We start from the raw sequence: 20,583 nt of genomic DNA, 5'->3' as shown, positions 1-20,583 counted from the left end.
TTAACGCTCCTTCGAATAGGCAACGCCACCAGCCTTTGGCGGCTTGGCAACGCCGATGAAACCGGCCAGCAGAATGCAGGTGAGAATGTAAGGCAGTGCCTGGAAAATCTGCACCGGTACTTCACCGATGCCGGGAATGGCCTTGCCCTGCATGAAGTTTGCAACCGCATCCAGAAAGCCGAAGAGCAGGCAGGCAAACATGACCGGAACCGGCTTCCACTTGGCAAAGATCAGAGCAGCCAGCGCAATATAGCCCTTGCCCGCCGACATGTTGGCGATGAAGGCCGCAGATTGCGCAACAGCGAGATAGGTGCCTGCAAAGCCGCAGAGAAAACCTGCGACGATGACGGCGCGGAAGCGCATCCATGTGACGGAAATGCCAGCCGTATCGACAGCACCGGGATTTTCACCCACGGCGCGCAGACGCAGACCGAAACGAGTGCGGTAAAGCACCCACCAGGAAATTGGCACGGCGATAAAGGCGAGATAGGTCAGGATATTGTTGCCGGAGATAACATTGGCGTAGAGCGGGCCAATGAAGGGAATTTCCCGCATGGCATCCACACCCGGCAGAATGATCGGCGTGAAACGGCCTTCGCCCGGGATCTGCGGCGTGCGACCGCCCTGGCCGAACCAGGCCTGCCCGAGAACGACGGTGAGACCGGCGGCGACGAAATTGAGCGCCACGCCCGAGACGATCTGGTTGCCCCGGTTGGTAATGACGGCAAAGCCATGCACCAGCGAGAAGAAGATCGACACACCAATACCGGCGGCAAGACCTGCCCACGGGTCAGCGGTCAGATAGGCCACGCAGGCGGATGCGAAGGCTGCCGCCAGCATCTTGCCCTCAAGGCCGATATCGAACACGCCTGCGCGCTCGGAAAACAGCCCGGCAAGGGCTGTAAACAACAGGGGAATGGTCAGGCGAACGGTCGAACCGAGAATGCTGACCAGCATATCGAAGGTGTCCATGGCCTTACCTCTTCACGAATTGTTGGTAGATGCGCACCAGCGCGGGGCGGTACATATATTCAAGCGCGCCTGCAAACAGGATAACGAGACCCTGAATGACGACGATCATCTCGCGGGTGATATTAGGCATTTCAAACGAAAGATCCGCGCCACCCTGATAGAGAATACCAAAGAGAAGAGCGGCAAAGACGATGCCGACCGGGTGGCTTCGCCCCATGAGGGACACCGCAATGCCGACAAAGCCGGCACCGCCGACGAACTCTACCTGCAAGCGTGCCGATGCGCCCATGACCGGGTTCAGCGCCATCATGCCCGCCAGACCACCAGAGATGAGCATGGCGATGATGACGGTGCGCGAATAGGGAATGCCTGCATAGACGGCAGCGGACGGGCTGATGCCAAGCGTGCGCATTTCATAACCCAGCTTGGTGCGCCAGATGAGCACCCAGACAAGGAATGCGGCGACCAGAGCGATGAGGAAGGACACGTTGAACGGTGCCGGACCGAGCTTCAGGCCGAACATTGCCATCAGCCAGTCCAGCTTCGGCAATTGGCCACCGGGCAGGAAGGTACGGGTTTCAGGCGCCATCTTGCCCGGAACGATGAAGACATTGACCAGCAGGTACACCATCAACGCGGCCGCGATGAAGTTGAACATGATGGTGGTGATGACGACGTGGCTGCCGCGCTTGGCCTGAAGCCAGCCCGGAATGAACGCCCATGCCGCACCAAACACCGCTGCACCGATAATGGCAAAAGGCATGGTGACATACCATGGCACGTAGTGATCCAGCGCCAAGGCCACCAGGGCAGCACCAAGACCGCCAATATAGGCCTGCCCTTCCGAGCCGATGTTGAAGAGGCCCGCATGGAAGGCAACGGCAACCGAAAGGCCGGTAAAGATGAAGCTGGTGGTGTAAAACAGTGTAAAACCAATGGCATCACCACGGCCCAGCGCACCTTCGACCAGAAGGCGCAGGGCGGCGAACGGGTCTTCACCGATGCCCCAGACAACGATGCCTGAGATGAACAAAGCGGTGACGAGGTTGAGCAACGGCAGAAGGCCGTAGGACATCCAGTTGGGAAGAGGGACGGAAGCTGTACTCATGAGCTTTAAAGCCTTTGCCTTATGCGGCGATGCCGGCCATCATCAGGCCAAGCGTTTGTTCTTCGGCTTCCGCCGTTTTTTCTCCGACGATCCGGCCTGCGAACATGACCAGAATACGGTCTGACAGAGAGCGGATTTCATCAAGCTCCACCGATACCAGCAAAATGGCCTTGCCCGCATCCCGCATCTCGATGATGCGGCGGTGAATGAACTCGATGGCGCCGATATCCACGCCGCGTGTCGGCTGGCCGATGATCAGCATCTTCGGGTCGCGCTCGATTTCACGCGCAACGACGATCTTCTGCTGGTTGCCACCGGAAAAATTGGCGGTCTTCAAATTCGCATTGGGTGGGCGGATGTCGTATTTTTCGATCTTCTCGATGGCATCCTTGCGGATCGCTTCCGGGTTGAGGAACATGCCTTTGCCGTAGCGGTCATCGCGGTGATAGCCGAGAATGGAGTTCTCATATTCCTCGAACTTCAGAACCAGCCCCATATGGTGGCGGTCTTCGGGAATGTGGGCCAGACCCAGCTTGCGCAGGACGGCGGGATCGACCTTGTCGACCGTCTTGCCGCCCATCAGGATTTCGCCGGAATGGGGCTTGCGAATACCTGCAATGGCTTCCAGCAATTCCGACTGGCCGTTGCCGGCCACACCGGCAATGCCGACGATTTCACCGGCGCGCACATCAAAAGAGACATTGTCGACCATGGTCACACCACGGCTGTCTTTGACAGTGAGATTGCGGACCGAAAACAGCACCTCGCCCGGATTTGCTTCGCCTTTTTCCACGCGCAGAAGCACGCGGCGACCGACCATCAACTCGGCCAATTCCTCAACCGTCGTTTCCGATGTCTTGCGGGTGGCCACCATTTCGCCGCGGCGCATGACGGAGACGTCATCGGTGATGGCCATGATTTCGCGCAGCTTGTGGGTGATGAGGATGACGGTCTTGCCCTGATCGCGCAACACACCAAGGATCTTGAAGAGGTGATCGGCTTCGGCTGGCGTCAAAACGCCCGTTGGCTCATCGAGAATGAGAATTTCAGCGCCGCGATACATGGCTTTCAGGATTTCGACGCGCTGCTGCAGGCCAACCGGCAAATCCTCGATGATGGCATCGGGATCGACCTCAAGGCCATATTCGCTTTCCAGTCGCTTCAACTCCTTGCGGGTGGCAGCCGTGCCCTTGGCCAGCAATGCGCCGCCTTCGGCACCCAGCATGATGTTTTCCAGAACCGAGAAGTTCTCGACCAGCATGAAATGCTGGTGCACCATGCCGATACCGGCATCGATCGCCGCCTGGCTGTCCTTGATGTTGACGGCTTTGCCATCAATGCGGATTTCACCGGAATCGGCGGAATAGAAGCCGTAAAGGATCGACATCAATGTCGATTTCCCCGCCCCGTTTTCCCCGATGATGCCGTGGATCGTACCCTTGGCAACGGTGAGATTGATATTCTTGTTGGCGTGCACGGTGCCGAATTTTTTATCGATACCGACAAGCTCGATTGCAGGTTCCATCGTCAACCCAACGTCTCCGGAGGCTGGATATGACAAGGGGCGCAACGCGAAATCCGCGATGCGCCCCATGCCATAAAATCACATCAGTTCGGGCAAGATTTGTCGGACATGTAATCGTGAACCTTGACGGTTCCAGCGATGATGTCAGCCTTTGCCTTGTCGACAGCAGCCATCATTTCAGGCGTGATCAGCGCCTTGTTGTTGTCGTCAAGCGCATAGGCAACGCCATCTTCCTTGACGCCGAGCGACATCACGCCAGCGGTGAACTTGTCGTCTTTGGTGTCCTTGAATGCGTTGTAGACGGCCAGATCGACGCGCTTGACCATGGAGGTCAAAACAGAGCCGGGGTGCAGGTGGTTCTGGTTTGAGTCCACGCCGATGGAGTATTTCTTGTTGTCGGCAGCAGTCTGAAGCACGCCAAGGCCTGTGGCACCGGCTGCCGCGTAAACAACGTCCGCACCCTGATCGAGCTGGTTCTTGGTCAACTCACCACCACGAACCGGGTCGTTCCAGGCAGCGCCGGTCGTGCCGGTCATGTTCTGGAACACTTCGATCTTGGGGTTTGCAGCCTTGGCACCCTGGGCGTAGCCGCAGGCGAACTTGCGGATCAATGGAATGTCCATGCCGCCGATGAAGCCGACCTTGCCGGTCTTGGATGCCATGCCGGCCAGAAGACCAACGAGGTAAGAGCCTTCTGCTTCCTTGTAGACGACGGAGCGCACATTTGGCAGCTCAACGACGGAGTCTACAATAACGAACTTGGTGTCAGGAAACTCTGCAGCAACCTTTTCCATAGCCGATGTCCAGGCGAAGGACACGGCAACAACCGGGTTGAAACCACGGCTGGCGAAGTTGCGGATGGCCTGCTCACCCTGCGTGTCGCTGGTTGGCTCGAAATCGCGGAATTCGGTGCCGGTTTCAGCCTTGAACTTCTCGGCGCCCGCAGCAGCGGCTTCGTTGAACGACTTGTCGAATTTGCCGCCCGTGCCATAGACCAGCGCAGGCTTGATGTCCGCAGCCAAGGCGGAAGCCGACATCGCAGCCAGCGCGAAAAGCGTCAGAAGGGATTTTTTCATTGTGCAGCCCTGTTGTTACAGTTTGGTTTTTTAAAAGGGTCCTCCCGCAAACCCGGTAAGGGCATGTCTGCGGAGATGCCAGCCTTTTCTAGACTGTGCGCGAGGATACTTGCATGCCTGCAAGAAAAATTCATCCGGTTTTTTTGACCCGATGGAAAAACCGTTAACTGCCGTTCTTTTGGGCTGAGACAACAGGCATCTGCAAAAAATAAAAGCGCGCCTCAGCCCCGTTTGGGGGTGAGAACGCGCTTTTGAAGGTATATTAGGCCGGTCTATCAGCCGATGTTGCAGCTGACACCTGTTCCGCGAAGGCCGCAGTATCCGCCGGGGTTCTTGGCAAGATATTGCTGATGATAATCTTCCGCATAATAGAAGATATCCAGCGGCTCGATTTCGCTCGTGATCGCCTGACCATGTCCCGCCGCCTTCAAGGCCTGCTGGAACGTGTCGCGCGCTGCCTTGGCCTGCGCCAATTGCGCGTCGCTGGTCGTATAGATCACGGAGCGGTAGGTCGTGCCGATATCATTGCCCTGGCGCATTCCCTGGGTCGGGTCGTGCTCCTCGAAAAAGGTCTTCAGAAGAGCGGCTAGCGATACTTTCGCTGGATCGTATACCACTTTCACCACTTCGGCGTGGCCTGTGAGGCCCGTGGTGGTTTCCTCATAATGCGGATTGCGGGTGATGCCGCCAGAATAACCCACAGCCGTGACCCACACGCCCGGCGTTTGCCAGAACAGGCGCTCCGCACCCCAGAAGCAGCCCATGCCGAGATAGACCGTTTCCAGATGATCGGGGTAAGGCCCCTTCAACGGATTGCCATTGACGAAGTGGTGCTCATTCACCTTTACCTCCGCATCGCGACCGGGGAAGGCGGTCTCTGGCGTTGGCATCACGGTCTTCTTGGAACTGCTATTCAATCCGAACATTGCATTCTCCTTGCGGCAGCATCTGCCGCGCTCTGGTTTCTGCATTCATGGATCGTGACGATGACCGCTTTTAAGCGGAAAAGCGGCCCAATGCCCGGCGCTTGCTATATCCCGCCATCCAGAACAGAAGTGAAAGGGCAAGAAAAACCGCAAATGCCGGAACCATCGAGAGGCCATTTTCCAGCCACCGCCACGCTTCGGGATGAATATAGTGATCGAAACCGGCCTGTGCCATGGCAAGCGAGGAAGGAAAATACTGGAACCAGACATCGCGGGTGCTCAACAGATCGACGGAAGAGGTCGAAACGGAGCGGATCGAATCATAGACGCCAATGCTCACCGCTGCCGCAAGACACAGGAAACTGATGAGCCGAAAAATCGATTTCACGAAAAAAACCTCTGCCAATGGCTTTGCGCGGCTCTGCGGATCAAATCTGTTCCATACAAGCCTGTTGCCCCACTGGATAAAGGTGCCAACCCCCCTTTGCAATCACGCCAATCGCATCTAATTGCCCGGCAAATAAAAAAACTCACGAATCTGGGTTGATCCGCGCGAATTCATCGGTATATATCGCGCCGTTCCAGTGATTTGCAGTTTTCCAAACATGCAGACGTTTATTAGGACAGGTGGCCGAGTGGTTTAAGGCGCACGCCTGGAACGCGTGTGTGCGTGAAAGCGTACCGTGGGTTCGAATCCCACCCTGTCCGCCACCTTCTTCGGTATATGACCGATTTCTCCGTAAAATTTCTGACTAGCTGGAATTGGCACGCCACGCGATTTAGGCAGGATTTTCGTGCGATCCTCAGACAGAATCAGGTCGACCGCCGCCATTCGTGAGGACATTCGGCTACGTGAGATTCGTTGCGCCACTGCGCAAGACGTGCTGTTTCCCGTCATCTCGTTGAGTTGGCAGCGGCCATTTCCGCAGGAGAGCGTCCTGCTTCGAGACACGTTTCAGCGGCCGAGGATCAAAGTGCATTAACGATCGAAGAAAAGCCGCGCGTAAGCCGAGCTAACCAACGATCTTTAGAGTTGCATGTTCCCCTTTGACTTGTAACTATCCCTGGAGTTGAAATTCACATGGCTTGGAATATGAATGCCCGATCATAAGCAGTGCGAAAATGTTTGGGATGTTATGGGCACCGCAGATCAGACCCAGGATCAGGTCAATGGGCTTGCCTCCGGTCACTTGCCTTCAAGGCTAATATTTGCGTTCGTTCTCTGGCTGAAATGGGTGCTTCCGCCAGAACCTTGCTGGTGGGGATTTCATAGTCATGTTCGAACTGCGAGGCGATTGACCAGTCGCGCGCTCTCGGCGGTGCGAAGCGCTGCGCTTCGTCCACTCCAGGCACCGCGTTATGCCTAGGATAATACCTCGCCTGAAAATAGAGACGGCCCTCGAAAAGATATTAGAATCAGTCTACTGCGGTTCTCAGTCTTCAACGAGAAAGCGATCGATGATGTCGAACAGCAGATTGATCGCGTTTTGGATACTTCTTGTCTTCACCGGGTCGCCCGCGCTCGCGCAATCGACGGATCCAAGCAATGTCACGCCGAAATCGTTCGCGCCGGTTCAGCGACATCAGGGCGGCGGCATGACGCTCGGGGCGACAGAGCCGGGCAATGTGCCAGACGGTGCTGAAAAATATACCGTCCTGATCGCCTCGTCTTCGGTCGAAGGCGGCCTGCCGCAGCTGAAATCCCGAACCGACGCCGTGCTCGCCCGGATCAACGGCAAGACGGTTAGCGTTGAGACGCTCTATGCGGCAGCGACGGAGATCGAGGCGGCCTACGCGCAAGCGGGCTTTGTTCTGGCTCGCGTGATCGTCCCACCTCAGGAATTGGTCGATGGTGGTGTGTTCAAGCTCATCGTACTCGATGGCTTCATCGAGTCCGTCGATGCGTCAGGCGTACCGGAGCGCGTGCGCGATGTTGTCCGCGACCGGGTCGCATCGCTCATTGGGGCAAGCGGCCTGACAATAGGCGAGATCGAGCGACGACTGTTGCTGGCGGGTGAAGTGCCGGGTTTGCAGCTGGCGAGTGCCGTCATGCGCGGCGAGAAGATCGGCGGTGCGAAGCTGGTGCTTCAGGCTGACTGGCGTCCGGTTACGGCTTCTATTGGCGTCGACAACAAGGTTGGTAGCCTTTACCGGGACGCTGAATTTCCCGTAACGGTTTCGCTCAACAGCGTTTTTGGCTTCGGCGAGACGATCTATGCCTCGCTGATTACTGGGCCGGACGTCGATACCGTGTTTTCAGGCCTGCCATCTCGCCAGATCGCTGCGGCAGGCGTCATCCTGCCTGTCGGCGTCGATGGCTGGACCATCAATCCGGAATACGCCCGCTCGGACACCAATCCTCGGCTCGGCCCTACGGCTATGCGAAGCACCGGCGTCTTCGAGCGCTGGGCGTTTCGCTCGCTCTATCCGCTCATAAAGACGCGTCAGACGACCCTAACGTTAACCGGTTCGTTTGAAATCACCGATGAGAAACAGACAGCTCCTGATTTCGGGGTGACAACGAGCCTTGATCGCCTGCGCGTCTTCACGGCCGGTCTTGAGGGATCGCACAGCCTCGACTGGAATGCGATTGTCTCTGGCGGTGTCCTCGTCACGCAGGGCACCGATTGGTTCGGCGCACGGACAGCAGTCGATGCCGCGGCGTCGGGCGTTCCGCTGTCACGACAGGGCTCTCGCCCGGATTACACCAAGATCGAGGCGGACCTACGGTATGAACAGGTGCTCCCTGGTGACTTCACTGGTGCGGCTATCCTGCACGCACAACAGGCGATTTCCGGCCCGATGCCCGCAGGGGGCCAGTTTTCGCTGCAAGGTGACGACGCACTGTCGGCATTCGACGCAGGCACCCTGATGGCCGACACGGGCATCAGTGTGCGAGGCGAGCTTGGGCGCGTGTTCAGCCTGGCCGATTTGGGTCTCACGGCGACCGCTTCGCCCTATCTCTTCGGCGCTGCTGGAGTCGGAAAGATCAAGGCCCCGACCGCGGTCGAGACATCCCGTCTGACCGCCACGTCATTCGGCGCTGGCCTCCGCTTCAATTTCAACTCAGCCGTAACCGGGCTTTGGTCATTCGCCACGATTGAACTGGGCCGGGGAAATTCCTCTGTTGCTGACAATGATGACACCCGGATAACAGCAAGTTGGAACATAAAATATTGATCGGGACGACAATCCGACGACGCGTGCCTACCTGCAAGACCATTTTAATCAAGTTCAGGATTCAGTATTCAATATGATCTGCTTTTTTCGCAGGGATAAATTGCTCAGATCGGCAAGCCTGATCGCCTATATGGCGGTCGCTGCGCCGTTCACCTCACGGGCTGACGATATCCTGCCAGCCAACGGCACCGTCGCCAGCGGAAGCGCGAAAATTGGCGCTCCGACACAGGGCGCTTTGACAGTCCAGCAACAGTCGGGCCGTGCCGTAATCGACTGGGGATCCTTCAGCATCGGGGCCGGAAATTCTGTTCAGTTCATACAGCCCGATGCGTCCTCGGCAACGTTGAACCGGGTGACGGGATCCACAACCTCGACGATCGCGGGATCGCTGACCTCGAACGGCAGCGTCTTCCTGATCAACCCGAACGGCATCCAGGTCACGCCAACCGGCGTCATCTCCGTCGAGCGCGGCTTTGTCGCGTCGACGCTTGATGTCAGCAATGACGACTTCATGGCTGGCAAAGATAGGTTTCTGGGGACCGGCGCCTCGGCTTCGGTCAGCAATGCCGGGAAGATCACCACGGCATCCGGCGGCTTCGTCGCGCTCCTCGGCGGCATGGTCGACAATTCCGGCATGATTTCTGCGCCGCTCGGTCAGATCGGCCTTGGTTCGGGCGAACAAGCGACGTTCGATTTCACCGGCGACCAGTTCCTTCAGGTCGCGGTCCCGACCAATGCCACGGATGCAGCTGGCACGCCGCTCATCAGTAACTCTGGTGAGATCAAGGCCTCAGGCGGACAGGTCGTGCTGACTGCCGCGACCGCGCGAAAGGCCGTGCGCGATGCCATCAATATCCCTGGCTCGATTGAGGCCTCCTCGATATCAGGGAAAAATGGTAAGATCGTCCTTGGCGGCGGAGACGGAGGCAATGTCAAGGTTTCCGGTCGACTCACATCGGCTTCAGGCAAAATCGCGATCTCGGGCAACAGCGTTGCCCTGAACAAGGCACGCGTCAGCGTTGCCTCGAAGGAAAAAGCCGGCGGCACGGTAACGACCACGGTGACGACCCGCGTCGATCTCACCGGCACGACGATTGATGCGTCCGGCACGACCGGCGGCACGGTGCTGATCGGCGGTGGCCCGCTGGGTCTCGGCCCGCTGGCGCATGCGCAGTCCGTCACGATGGACGTGGCCTCGACCATCACGGCCAATGGGATCGGTACAGGCAACGGCGGCCAGATCGTTCTTTGGTCGGACGGACTGACGAAAGCCCATGGCACGATGACGGCCGAAGGCGGCTCGATCTCTGGCAATGGCGGCTTGGTCGAGACCTCTGGAAAGAGCGTCGATTTCACCGGAGTGCGGGTCAATACCTCGGCTTCGGTCGGCACCACGGGTCTGTGGCTGACGGACCCCTACGACATCACCGTCGGGTCTTCGGATGCAACGACGATCGCCAATAATCTCGCGAGCACCAACGTCACGCTCCAGACGACGGCGAGTAGCGCGACCGGCACAGGTACGGTCAACCCTGCCGGTGCTGGCGATATCAACATTACCTCCGCCATCACATGGGCAAGCAGCAACACACTGACGCTCGACGCCTACCACAGCATCGCCATCACTGCTCCGATCACTGTGACCGGCTCGGGTGGGGTGGTCCTCACCACGAATAATGGCGGTTCGGGTGGAACACTCGGCTTCGGCATGGGAGCGAGCAGCTTTGCGGGCTCCCTCGATTACACGGGGTCCGGCGGCGCGCTGACCATCAACGGAAATAGCTATACGCTTATCAAGTCGATGGCCGATATTGCCGCCATCAACAATTCGGCCTCATCCCTCATCGGCCATTACGCGCTCGCGAATTCGATCGCAGATGCATCGTCGACGACGAACTGGGTGCCGATCGGCACAGATGGCAACGGCAATCTAATCCCCGCCTCGAACGGTTTCAGCGGTAAGTTTGAGGGCCTCGGCCACACGATCGCTAACCTTTCGATCAACCACACCAACGCCCAGTTCACAGGGCTCTTTGGCTACACGACGAATGCGACGGTGCAGAATCTTGGGCTGACCGGTGGCACGATTGCGGGCCAGAACTACGTCGGCTCATTGATCGGCTTCGCAAACGCGTCTGGCCGTGTCACCAACGTCTTCACCACGGATGCGGTGAGCGGCAACTACCGAACCGGCGGCCTCATCGGCAATAGCCAGGTCACGATCAGCAATGCGCATTCGTCCGGCACGGTCTCCGGCTCCGGTGACTGGACCGGCGGGTTGGTCGGCTTCTCCGAAGGCAATGGATCGATTGATCAGTCCTATTCGACGAGCACCGTTAATGCCTCTCATTATGCCGGCGGCCTCGTCGGTGCGAACTGGGGACAGTTCACCACGAACAGCTACGCGACCGGCAATGTCACTGGCGGCTATCGCCTCGGCGGCCTGGTCGGCGACAACAGGAGCACGCTTTCGAGCGTCTATGCGACCGGTACGGTACTCAGTAACGGCAGCGACGAGATCGGCGGCTTGATCGGCCGCAATTATTCGAACGTCAGCAACGCCTATGCGACGGGCACAGTCACCGGCAACAGCAATGTCGGCGGGCTCATTGGCATCAACGAAGGCGCGGTCAATACAGCCCATGCGACGGGGTCGGTGAACGGCCGTTACCACTATATCGGCGGTCTGATCGGCGTAAACTACAATACCGCGAACACCGTCTATGCGACCGGTAATGTCAGTGGCATGAATTTTGTTGGCGGCATCGCCGGCTTTTCCAATAACAGCATCTCGTCGGCCTATGCCACGGGCACGGTCAGCTACTCGTCCACATACGGAAATGGTGGCGACCAGTTTGGTGGCCTCGTCGGCCGGTTGGAAGGGAACGGCTCGCTTACCAACAGCTACTACTATGGCACCTCGGTCACCGGTCTCACCAATGTCGGCGGGCTCGTCGGCTACATGCTCCCCGGCGTAAGGATCACCAATTCCCACTACGATATCGATCAGACGGCGATCAACGGCGTGAACATGATCACCGTAGGAGGCATCTACGACGCGCAATTCCAGAGCTGGCTGCCGACCAAGTCGTTGACGGCATCGACCTATTTCGGCGCTGCCGACGCAAACGGCTATTACTCGCTGTCGACGATCCAGAACCTCAAGGACCTTCTGGGCTTTGCAGAGGATTCCACGCTCAAATGGAAGCTCGTGAACGATATCAGCCTCGCCTCCATTCCGGGCCAGGTGATCCCCTATTTCTCCGGCACGTTCGACGGCGGAAATTTCACGATTAGCGATCTTTCGATCAATCAGTTGAACAGCAATCTCGGCCTGTTCGGATACGCGCGCGACGCGGCGATCGCCAATCTGACGGTCACCGGTTCGGTCGAGGGTCTCGATTATGTCGGCGGCGTCATCGGAGCGATGTATAACTCGTCCAACTCGGCTATCGCGGCTTCGAATGTGGCTTCCAGCGTCAACGTCACCAGTCGGCAATATGGCGGCACCCAGACCGGTAGCGGCTTTTACACAGGTGGGCTTGCCGGCTACTTCATGGGCTCGGCAACGACGGTCTCGGCGAGCGGGACGATTGTCGGCGGACGGCATTATACCGGCGGCCTTATCGGCCACAGCCTCAACGGAACGATCACCGACGCAAGTGCCACAGGCAGCGTGACGGCCTATGGCGACCAAACCGGTGGCCTCATCGGCCGTAACAGCACAGCTCTCGTCAACGCCCGGGCAACAGGAACCGTCACTGCGACCAACGGAAACTGGACTGGCGGCCTCGCTGGCCATTCCGACAATTCCATCACAGCGTCATGGTCGTCGAGCGCGGTCTATGCGGGGAACTACGCTGGCGGTTTGGTCGGTTGCAATTGCGGCGGCACGATCAACAATAGCTACGCGACCGGCTCGATCAGTGGCGGCTATCGCATCGGCGGCCTGATCGGTCAGAACCAGTCGACGGTAACCAATTCCTATTCCACCAAGACTGTCACCGCGACATCCGACGAGGTCGGCGGCCTGATCGGACGAAACTATGCCAGTGTCGCCATCTCGTACGCGACCGGTGCCGTCAGCGGCCATAACAATGTCGGCGGTTTCGTCGGCTATAACGAAAGCGCGATTAACAACTCGTACAGCTCCGGCGCTGTCACGGCAACCGGCAGCCAGATCGGCGGTTTCGCCGGCGGCAGCAATGGCGCCATGACGACTGTTTACGCCACCGGCAACGTCTCAGGCACAACGGCCGGCAGTTCGCAGATAGCCGGTTTGATCGGCCGTATGGACGGTAGCGCGACGCTGACGGACAGCTATTCCACGGGCAATGTCACGGGCACGTTTTCGCTCGGTGGGATGATCGGGTATCTCACCAACGGCGCGCAGGTCAGAAATTCGCACTACGACCAAGGTACGGTCTTGGTCAACTCTGCTGCGCTATGGAGCATCGGCGGCATCAGCAATAGTCAATATACGTCATGGATCAACAATGGCCGGTCGCTCTCGCTGGCGGCCTATGGTTTCACGCCTGACGGCAACGGCGCCTTTAGCATCTCCTCGGTGCAGGACTTCATCAACTTCCAGGGGTTTGCCGGAACTGCAGGCCTCCGTTGGAAGCTGACCAGTGATCTCGACCTCACATCGACCCCGGGTCTCTTCACGCCCTATTTCAGCGGTACCTCATTCGATGGCGGCAGCCATACGATCAGCAATCTCGCGCTCGACCAGCACTCGGCCAATCTCGGCCTCTTCGGCGTCGTCAACAATGCCAATATATCCAACCTTACTCTTGGCGGCTCGGTTGCGGCGTCGACGTGGTCCGGTGGCGCAACAGCCGAAAATTATATTGGCGGCCTTGCCGGCATCTTTTACACGACGGGCAGCAATACGATCAGCAATGTGGTCTCCAGCGTCGCAGTCTCCGGCAACTCGCAGATCGGCGGTCTCGTCGGCTGGTCGAATGGTAGCATTGCGAACGCAACTGTATCGGGCACCGTCACCGGTCTCAGCGATGCGGTCGGTGGCCTTATCGGCAATATGGCTGGCGGCTCGATCAGCCAGTCCAACTCTTCCGGCAACGTCATCGGCGCCCACTATACTGGCGGCCTCGTCGGTATCACGCAGAACAACACGATCAATCTCAGTTTCGCAACGGGCAATGTGACTGGCCGCAGCCGCGTCGGCGGGCTCGTCGGTCAGAACCAGGGCACGATAACCAACAGCTATTCGTCGGGCGCGACCGTCACCGGCAACGGTGACGGTGTCGGCGGTTTCGTGGGTTGGGATTATGGCTCAATCGGCTCGGGGCAATATTCGACCAATACCGTCATCAGTACGGGCGGCAATTTTACCGGTGGTTTCGTCGGGATCGCACAGGGCGGCGCCCTGAACAATGTCTGGGCGACCGGCACCGTCACCGGCATCAGCCGCGTCGGTGGGCTCGTCGGCCAGAACCAGAGCACAATCACCAACAGCTATACGACCGGCGCGAGCGTGACCGGCAACGGTGAAGGTGTCGGTGGTTTCGTTGGCTGGGACTATGGCGCAATCGGCTCAGGGCAGTATTCGACGGCGACCGTCATAAACGCCGGCGGCAATTATACCGGTGGCTTTGTCGGCGTCGAGCAGGGCAATGGGCTGACCAGTGTATGGGCTACGGGCAATGTCACCGGCGGCGGTCGTACCGGCGGTCTCGTCGGCCATAACGACCGCACGATTTCCAACAGCTATGCGACCGGTAATGTCACCGGCACGGGCGATGCCACAGGCGGCTTCGTTGGGCAGCACAACAGCAATTCGATCAACAATTCCTATGCGACAGGCACGGTCACCGGTGTCAATTACACCGGTGGGTTTGCCGGCCTGCAATACGCCCAGGCAAATCAGACTTACGCCACAGGTGCGGTTACCGGCAATTCGATGGTCGGCGGCTATGCCGGGCAGAGCCAGAGCAGTACCACCACGAACTCCTACGCGACCGGCACGGTCTACGGGGCAAGCAATGTGGTCGGCGGCTTCGTCGGCCTTGAATATTATGCAACGATGACCGGCAACTTCGCGACAGGTTCGGTGAAAAGCCTGGGCAGTCAGGTCGGCGGTTTCGCGGGCCGGATCGAGGGCGGCAGTGTAACCTCCGGTTTCGCGACAGGTGCTGTGGTCGGTGTCAATCAGGTCGGTGGCTTCTCAGGCTTCCTGCTCAATACGAACAACACGGCGAATGTCTATGCAATGGGGGCCGTTACTGGCAATGATCAGGTCGGTGGCTTGGCTGGCTACATGCAGAACGCGACGCTGACGAATGCTTTTGCCATTGGCAATGTGACTGCTTCGACCGGCAATGTCGGTGGCCTCGTCGGTAGCGTCAACACCATCAATGACACTATTACCAACGGTGTTTGGAATACCCAGACATCGGCCCAAGCCGCAGGCGTCGGCCCATCCAACGGCATCTATAGCGGCTCCTATCTCGGGGTGACGGCCAAGACCACGAGCCAGTTGATCGGCGCACTGCCGACAGGGTTCGACACCTCCGCCTGGGCTGCTGGAGCCGGGCTCTATCCGTATCTAACGGCGATTTTCTCGACGTTGCCGCAGTCCATTTCCGGCCACGCCTACACGAGCACGGGTAACGTTGCTGTCGGCGGTCAGGTCGGCTTCTACAAGTCCGGCGCATTGCTCGGCTATGGTACGGCCTCGGTCGGCGCTGACGGCTCATACTATCAAGTGTTCGCCGGCGGCTCCGTCAATACCACGAGCGGCCTTGGCGTGACACTGACGCCATCAGGCGCCAATGCGCTCAGCGCCAGAACCTACAGCGACCAGCGAACATTGACTTCGGGCAATGTCGCATTGCCTGATATCACGTCCGGCGAACACAACCTGACGACCTCAGCGCCAAGCCTTTCCATCCTTGAAGCCAATCTCGCATCCACCTTCGGATCGTCAGTCGAAGCCGCGATCGAGGCCAGTCTCACCGCCGTTCCGAACAATATCCTGTCAACAGCATCGGGCGGATTCACGATCGATACGGCCCTCAGCCGAACCGGCGGCATTCAGATCCGGACAGCGGGCGCCATGACGGTCAGCGCCGGTGGCTCGCTGTCTTCGGCGGCCAGCGGCGATGCGATCGTCCTTGCGGTGAACGGAGCCTTCGTCAACAATGCTGGTACGGCACCAATCTCTACCGCCAACGGCCGCTGGCTGATCTACACTCAGGCGACGGGCTCATCGGGCGCTGCCGCGGTCGGCAACGATTTCACCGGATTGACTGGCCTCAGTTATTACGGCAATGCCTATGACTTCACGACGGGAACCTTTGCCGCCACCACGAACAACGGTGACCGTTTCGTCTACGGCTATCAGCCGACGCTGACCGTCACGGCCACCACGCAATCGCTCGTCTATAACGGGCATACCCAATCCGGCAGCTATTCCGTCGGCGGCTTGCTCAACGGCGATACGCAGGCGCAGGCGCTCGCTGGCACCGTAACCGGGTTGACGACCTCAAGCCGACACGTCGGCGACTACGTCCTGACACCAGGCGGGCTCAACAGCAATGATCTCAACTATCTGGTATCCTATGCGTCGGGTACGGTGTCGATCACACCCGCCTCCCTGACGATTACGGTAGCGAACCAGACCGCCACCTACGGCACTGCGCAGGCGCTCGATACATCGGCTGCAACCGGCTACACGGTCAGCGGCCTGCAGGGCAGCGACGCCATCACCGGCCTGACACAGACCATCAATGTGGGTGGCACACCGGTCTCATCGACGACGGCGACGACCGCCGCCGGTACCTATACGATTACGTCCTCGGCCGTGCAGGGAATCTCGACCTCGGACTACGCGATCACCTATGCCACTTCGGCGCTGACTATCGATCCGCTAGCCGTCATCCTGAGTGGCAGTCAGAGCTACACTGGATCGACCGCCGTCAATATCAGCAACCTTAGTGTCGCCAATCTTGTTGCCGGCGATAGCATGACAATCGGCGGCACGGCGACGATGGCCGGCAGCCATGTCATGTCCGGTGGTACACAGGCGATCACTTCGCTCGCAGGCCTGACGTTGTCGAACAGCAATTACACCGTCATTGGCGGCAGCGGCGGGGTCAGCGTGACGCCCGCCTCCCTGACGATCACGGCATCGAACCAGACCGCCACCTACGGCACGGCGCAGGCGCTCGATACATCGGCTGCAACGGGATACACGGCCAGCGGCCTGCAGGGTAGCGACACCATCACCGGCCTGACACAGACCATCAATGTCGGCGGCACACCTGTCTCATCGACGACGGCGACGACCGCCGCCGGTACCTATACGATTACCTCCTCGGCCGTGCAGGGGATCTCGACCTCCGACTACGCTATCACCTATGCCACTTCGGCAACGCTGACGATAAGTCCTCTGCCGGTTAACCTTGACGGCAATCAGAGCCACGCCGGATCGACGACAATACCGAGGCAACCGCTGGTGTATTCGGTCTTCATGCCCATCGGGAATTCGGCAACGCCTTCCCCCTTCATTTTCAAGAATCTGCTGTCGACCGGAACGACGGTTCAAGAAGTGGACGGCCCACCGCTTACCCTCGGCTCCAGCAATTTATCGGTCTCATGTATGGCTCAAAACCAGAATGATACGGCGTCGGGCGCTGGCTCAGTCACCAGCGTTCAGTGCGCCTTGAATTGACGTTAAGCGGACGGCAGGTGGCATGGGGAAATATTCAAGATCGCCGCAGCGCCGATGATCGGTGGCTTCCTATCCTCCGAAACGGCGCGACGAACCATGGTGGGTTTCGATGCGGTGCTATTTGGATGAGGAAAGGTTTTGGCTCTTCCGGACGCTGGACTGTCAACGATCTGAACTACTCTTTTCCGCGCCGCTTCGGACTGCAGAAGGTTTCACAAGCATGAAAAGGAGAGTGCTGAGGGGGGTAGTCGCGCATATGTTTGCGACAAGCCCCTGCTCTTTAAAAGCACGAAACCCATTTGAACACATCCTGGGTTCGCGCCACTCTTCCGTTTTCGTTAATGCCAGCCAGTCACTCGTGCACAGGGGCAGATCGACAGACGTATCCGCTTTACTTCACAAGGACCTGCACCCGGTCGAGCGCTGCCGAGAAGCCTTTGAGCGGCACGGTGAAGCCGATGTCATTGCCGCCGTCGGCCAGTGCCGTGGCTTTCAACGTTGTGCCCGTGCGCAGGCTGGACACGGTTGCCTTATCGAATGTTGCGCCAACCAGGCAGCCGACCGGAAGGCAGGTGCGGAATTTTAGCGCTTCGCCCTTGGCTTGATCATCGATCTGCAGCGTCAAGCCGTTTTCAAGTGCGAGGCCAAACGGCAACACAAGCGTCGCACCGACCGTCCCCTGAGGGGTCGGCGACAGCTCTATGGCGAACATCAGCTGGCGGGTTTGCTGGTTGGTTTGCTGCTGAAGGAGCACGCAGCGCCTTTTTCCCTGCGCAACTGCGCAATTGACTGTCCAGTTTTCGAAAGTCTCGGTGAGCGCAGTCGCTCCACCTGGCAATTGTTCCGCAACTATACTTTCAGCCAACACCAATGATGCTGAACTGGCGGAGCACAACAGCGAGAAACCAAACAGTGCAGCCGTTACAGCGCCAGAGTAAGTCATAAAGTCTCCAATCTTAAATTCATTAAATAATATGGTTCGTTAAAGCGTTACGGCAATTGGCCCCTCAGGGCCAGAATTTTACCCTTCATCAAGCCATCGTATTCCACACAGCGCGCCTGGCGTCTCAATTCTGCATCACGCTTTCTCCGGCGAGCCAGCTTTCTTTCCATAGTGCCAATTCGCCTCGAGGGCTCGCAAATGCAGCTCCGGTGTCTGCACACGCCATGTCGGATTTTTACAGTCTAGAGGTTGACCACTGGTGGAGGATGCTGGCGGTTTCGCCAAGCATGCGCAAGGGTACGCATGGCGACTGAAACGATATCAGGTCGTTCTCGACCAAGCATGTAACCATTCGCACCAGCAAGCCGTGTGCAATCAATCTTGAGGTAGACTTAAGGACCAATATACCCTTGACGTTTCATATCAGGGAACAGGCGATCTCTGTCTTCGTTTCCTGACGGACACAAATTCATATTCATTGATTTCAAAATACAAAGGCTGCATTTTCTATGGCAACAGGTCTCATAGCGCTTCTCGATGATGTCGCGGCAATCGCAAAACTGGCTGCTGCGTCACTCGACGACGTTGCCGCGCAAACCGTCAAAGCCACTGGTAAGGCAGCAGGCGTCGTCATCGATGATGCTGCCGTCACGCCGCGATATGTGGTTGGCCTCAGTCCTGCCCGAGAGCTCCCCATCATTGCCCGCATCGCGTTGGGTTCGTTGAAGAACAAACTCTTGTTTCTTCTGCCGGCCGCGCTTCTTCTTGGATTTTTTGCGCCTTGGGTCATCACGCCGCTGCTCATGGTCGGTGGTGTTTATCTTTGCTACGAAGGGGCCGAAAAGCTCTATGCGGTGTTCTTTCCGCATGCTGCGCACGGTCACGAAAAGCAGGTTCTGGGTGAGGAGCTTGATCCGGTCGCTCTTGAAAACCAGAAGGTCAGCGGAGCTGTTCGCACCGATTTCATCCTCTCAGCGGAAATCATGGCGCTGACGCTGGCCGAGGTTTCGCAGTCCAGTGTCTATGTGCAGGGCTTCGTGCTTGCGGCTGTCGGTATTTTGATCACGCTCGCTGTGTATGGTTTCGTCGCACTCATCGTGAAGGCAGATGACGTCGGCATCGCAATGGCCAAGACCTCGTCGTCGGTCTTACAGATCATCGGTCGCGGTCTCGTCTATGGCATGCCCATCTTCCTCAAAGTGCTCGCAGCCGTCGGCACCGCAGCGATGCTCTGGGTCGGAGGCAGCATTCTGGTTCACGGGTTTGCCCAGCTCGGTTATGCTGGTCCAGAACACCTCATCCACGATGTTTCCGCGGCTGTCGTTTCCGCCGTTTCACTGGCTCCATCCGTCGTCGGTTGGCTCGCGACGTCTGTCCAGCAGGCTGTGCTCGCCATCATCATTGGTGCGGTTGCCGTGGCTGCCATGGGAACTGTGATCGCGCCAATGTGGAGAAAGTTGCGCGGTCGTGATCACAATTGAGGAAACGATTTCGAGGGTAACATTTCACCAATTGCGCTACGAAACTGGTGATGCCGGTTCGCGGATTAGCTCGCCAGATCGCAAGCCACGTCGCCAAGACGTTTCAGATGAACCAGTGCGGCCCAGAAAGGTGAATGCTTTCTGGGCTGCGACTTTACTTGGCTACTCGGGCGCTATGTCTTGATTTTGTCCCGTATCGTGTCGACTGATTTCTTGATCGCTCCTACGGTTTCGGCATCCAGTCCGACGGCTTCCTCGATACACCGCATGACATCTGCAGCGTGGGCTTTAAGGGCATGCCCTTTTTCCGTTAAGTGAATGAGCACCTCCCGCTCGTCTGTGGGGTTTCGGGTCTTGGTGACCAGCCCAGCCGCATTCAACCGCTTCAGGAGCGGTGTGAGCGTACTGGAGTCCAGAAACAGGGTGTTGCCCAGCTCCTTCACGTTCTGACCGTCGCGATTCCACAGTGTCACCATAACCAGATACTGCGGATAAGTGAGGCCGAGTTTGTCGAGCAGCGGCCTGTAGAGCTGTGTGAATGCGTGGCCTGCTGAGTAGAGAGAAAAGCACAGCATGCCGTTGACGTCGGACAAGCCGTTGTCGGTGCTAGATGGGGCGTTTGTCATAACGTTCTCCTTTCCCCCTAAATAATTTGTACGCAATCTAATTGCAAG

The 20,583-nt window shown here is 58.3% G+C and carries 11 protein-coding genes and 1 tRNA gene; 4 read left to right on the top strand and 8 right to left on the bottom strand.

Annotation, left to right across the window (positions count from 1 at the left end; all coding sequences use genetic code 11):
* The 6 genes from IFT53_RS05035 to IFT53_RS05010 form a co-directional block, all read right to left on the bottom strand.
* Positions 1-972 carry an ABC transporter permease gene (locus IFT53_RS05035; protein ID WP_192063112.1) on the bottom strand — a complete coding sequence of 324 codons (972 nt, stop codon included), beginning with the start codon at positions 970-972 and terminating at the stop codon, positions 1-3.
* Between the two features lie 4 nt (positions 973-976).
* A complete protein-coding gene (locus tag IFT53_RS05030) occupies positions 977-2,080 on the bottom strand; it encodes an ABC transporter permease (RefSeq protein WP_042616134.1) in 1,104 nt (367 codons plus the stop codon).
* A gap of 19 nt (positions 2,081-2,099) precedes the next feature.
* Complete coding sequence (locus IFT53_RS05025; protein WP_042616135.1) at positions 2,100-3,605, bottom strand: ABC transporter ATP-binding protein; 1,506 nt, start codon at positions 3,603-3,605, stop codon at positions 2,100-2,102.
* 83 nt (positions 3,606-3,688) lie between these two features.
* Positions 3,689-4,681, bottom strand: a complete 993-nt coding sequence (locus IFT53_RS05020; RefSeq protein WP_042616136.1) for a BMP family lipoprotein — start codon at positions 4,679-4,681, stop codon at positions 3,689-3,691.
* 275 nt (positions 4,682-4,956) lie between these two features.
* Positions 4,957-5,607 (bottom strand): peptide-methionine (S)-S-oxide reductase MsrA, encoded by a 651-nt coding sequence (gene msrA, locus IFT53_RS05015; RefSeq protein ID WP_192063113.1) that lies wholly within the window; start codon positions 5,605-5,607, stop codon positions 4,957-4,959.
* A 70-nt stretch (positions 5,608-5,677) separates the two neighbouring features.
* A complete protein-coding gene (locus tag IFT53_RS05010; RefSeq protein WP_042616138.1) occupies positions 5,678-5,995 on the bottom strand; it encodes a hypothetical protein in 318 nt (105 codons plus the stop codon).
* 233 nt (positions 5,996-6,228) lie between these two features.
* Here IFT53_RS05010 and IFT53_RS05005 point away from each other — a divergent pair.
* The 3 genes from IFT53_RS05005 (at position 6,229) to IFT53_RS04995 (ending at position 17,485) form a co-directional block, all read left to right on the top strand.
* Positions 6,229-6,318, top strand: a tRNA-Ser gene (locus IFT53_RS05005).
* Positions 6,319-7,065: 747 nt separating this feature from the next.
* Positions 7,066-8,787: a ShlB/FhaC/HecB family hemolysin secretion/activation protein gene (locus IFT53_RS05000; RefSeq protein ID WP_192063114.1), complete on the top strand. Its 1,722-nt coding sequence runs from the start codon at positions 7,066-7,068 to the stop codon at positions 8,785-8,787.
* 73 nt (positions 8,788-8,860) lie between these two features.
* Positions 8,861-17,485, top strand: coding sequence for a GLUG motif-containing protein (locus IFT53_RS04995; protein WP_192063115.1), 8,625 nt, complete (start codon positions 8,861-8,863; stop codon positions 17,483-17,485).
* Positions 17,486-17,876: 391 nt separating this feature from the next.
* Here the strand turns inward: IFT53_RS04995 and IFT53_RS04990 are convergent, their stop codons facing one another.
* Positions 17,877-18,428: an invasion associated locus B family protein gene (locus IFT53_RS04990; RefSeq protein WP_192063116.1), complete on the bottom strand. Its 552-nt coding sequence runs from the start codon at positions 18,426-18,428 to the stop codon at positions 17,877-17,879.
* Between the two features lie 509 nt (positions 18,429-18,937).
* Between IFT53_RS04990 and IFT53_RS04985 the strand changes: the two genes are divergently transcribed.
* Complete coding sequence (locus IFT53_RS04985; protein ID WP_192063117.1) at positions 18,938-19,909, top strand: DUF808 domain-containing protein; 972 nt, start codon at positions 18,938-18,940, stop codon at positions 19,907-19,909.
* Between the two features lie 173 nt (positions 19,910-20,082).
* On the opposite strand, the gene IFT53_RS04980 is transcribed toward IFT53_RS04985, so the two are convergent.
* Positions 20,083-20,535, bottom strand: coding sequence for a MarR family winged helix-turn-helix transcriptional regulator (locus tag IFT53_RS04980; RefSeq protein ID WP_192063118.1), 453 nt, complete (start codon positions 20,533-20,535; stop codon positions 20,083-20,085).
* Between the last annotated feature and the right edge of the window lie 48 nt (positions 20,536-20,583).

This window comes from Rhizobium sp. CFBP 13644, from assembly GCF_014842165.1.
Taxonomy (GTDB): Bacteria; Pseudomonadota; Alphaproteobacteria; order Rhizobiales; family Rhizobiaceae; genus Agrobacterium; species Agrobacterium tumefaciens_C.
Note: the sequence above shows the minus strand (reverse complement) of the source record. Positions and strands in the feature narration are given on the sequence as shown.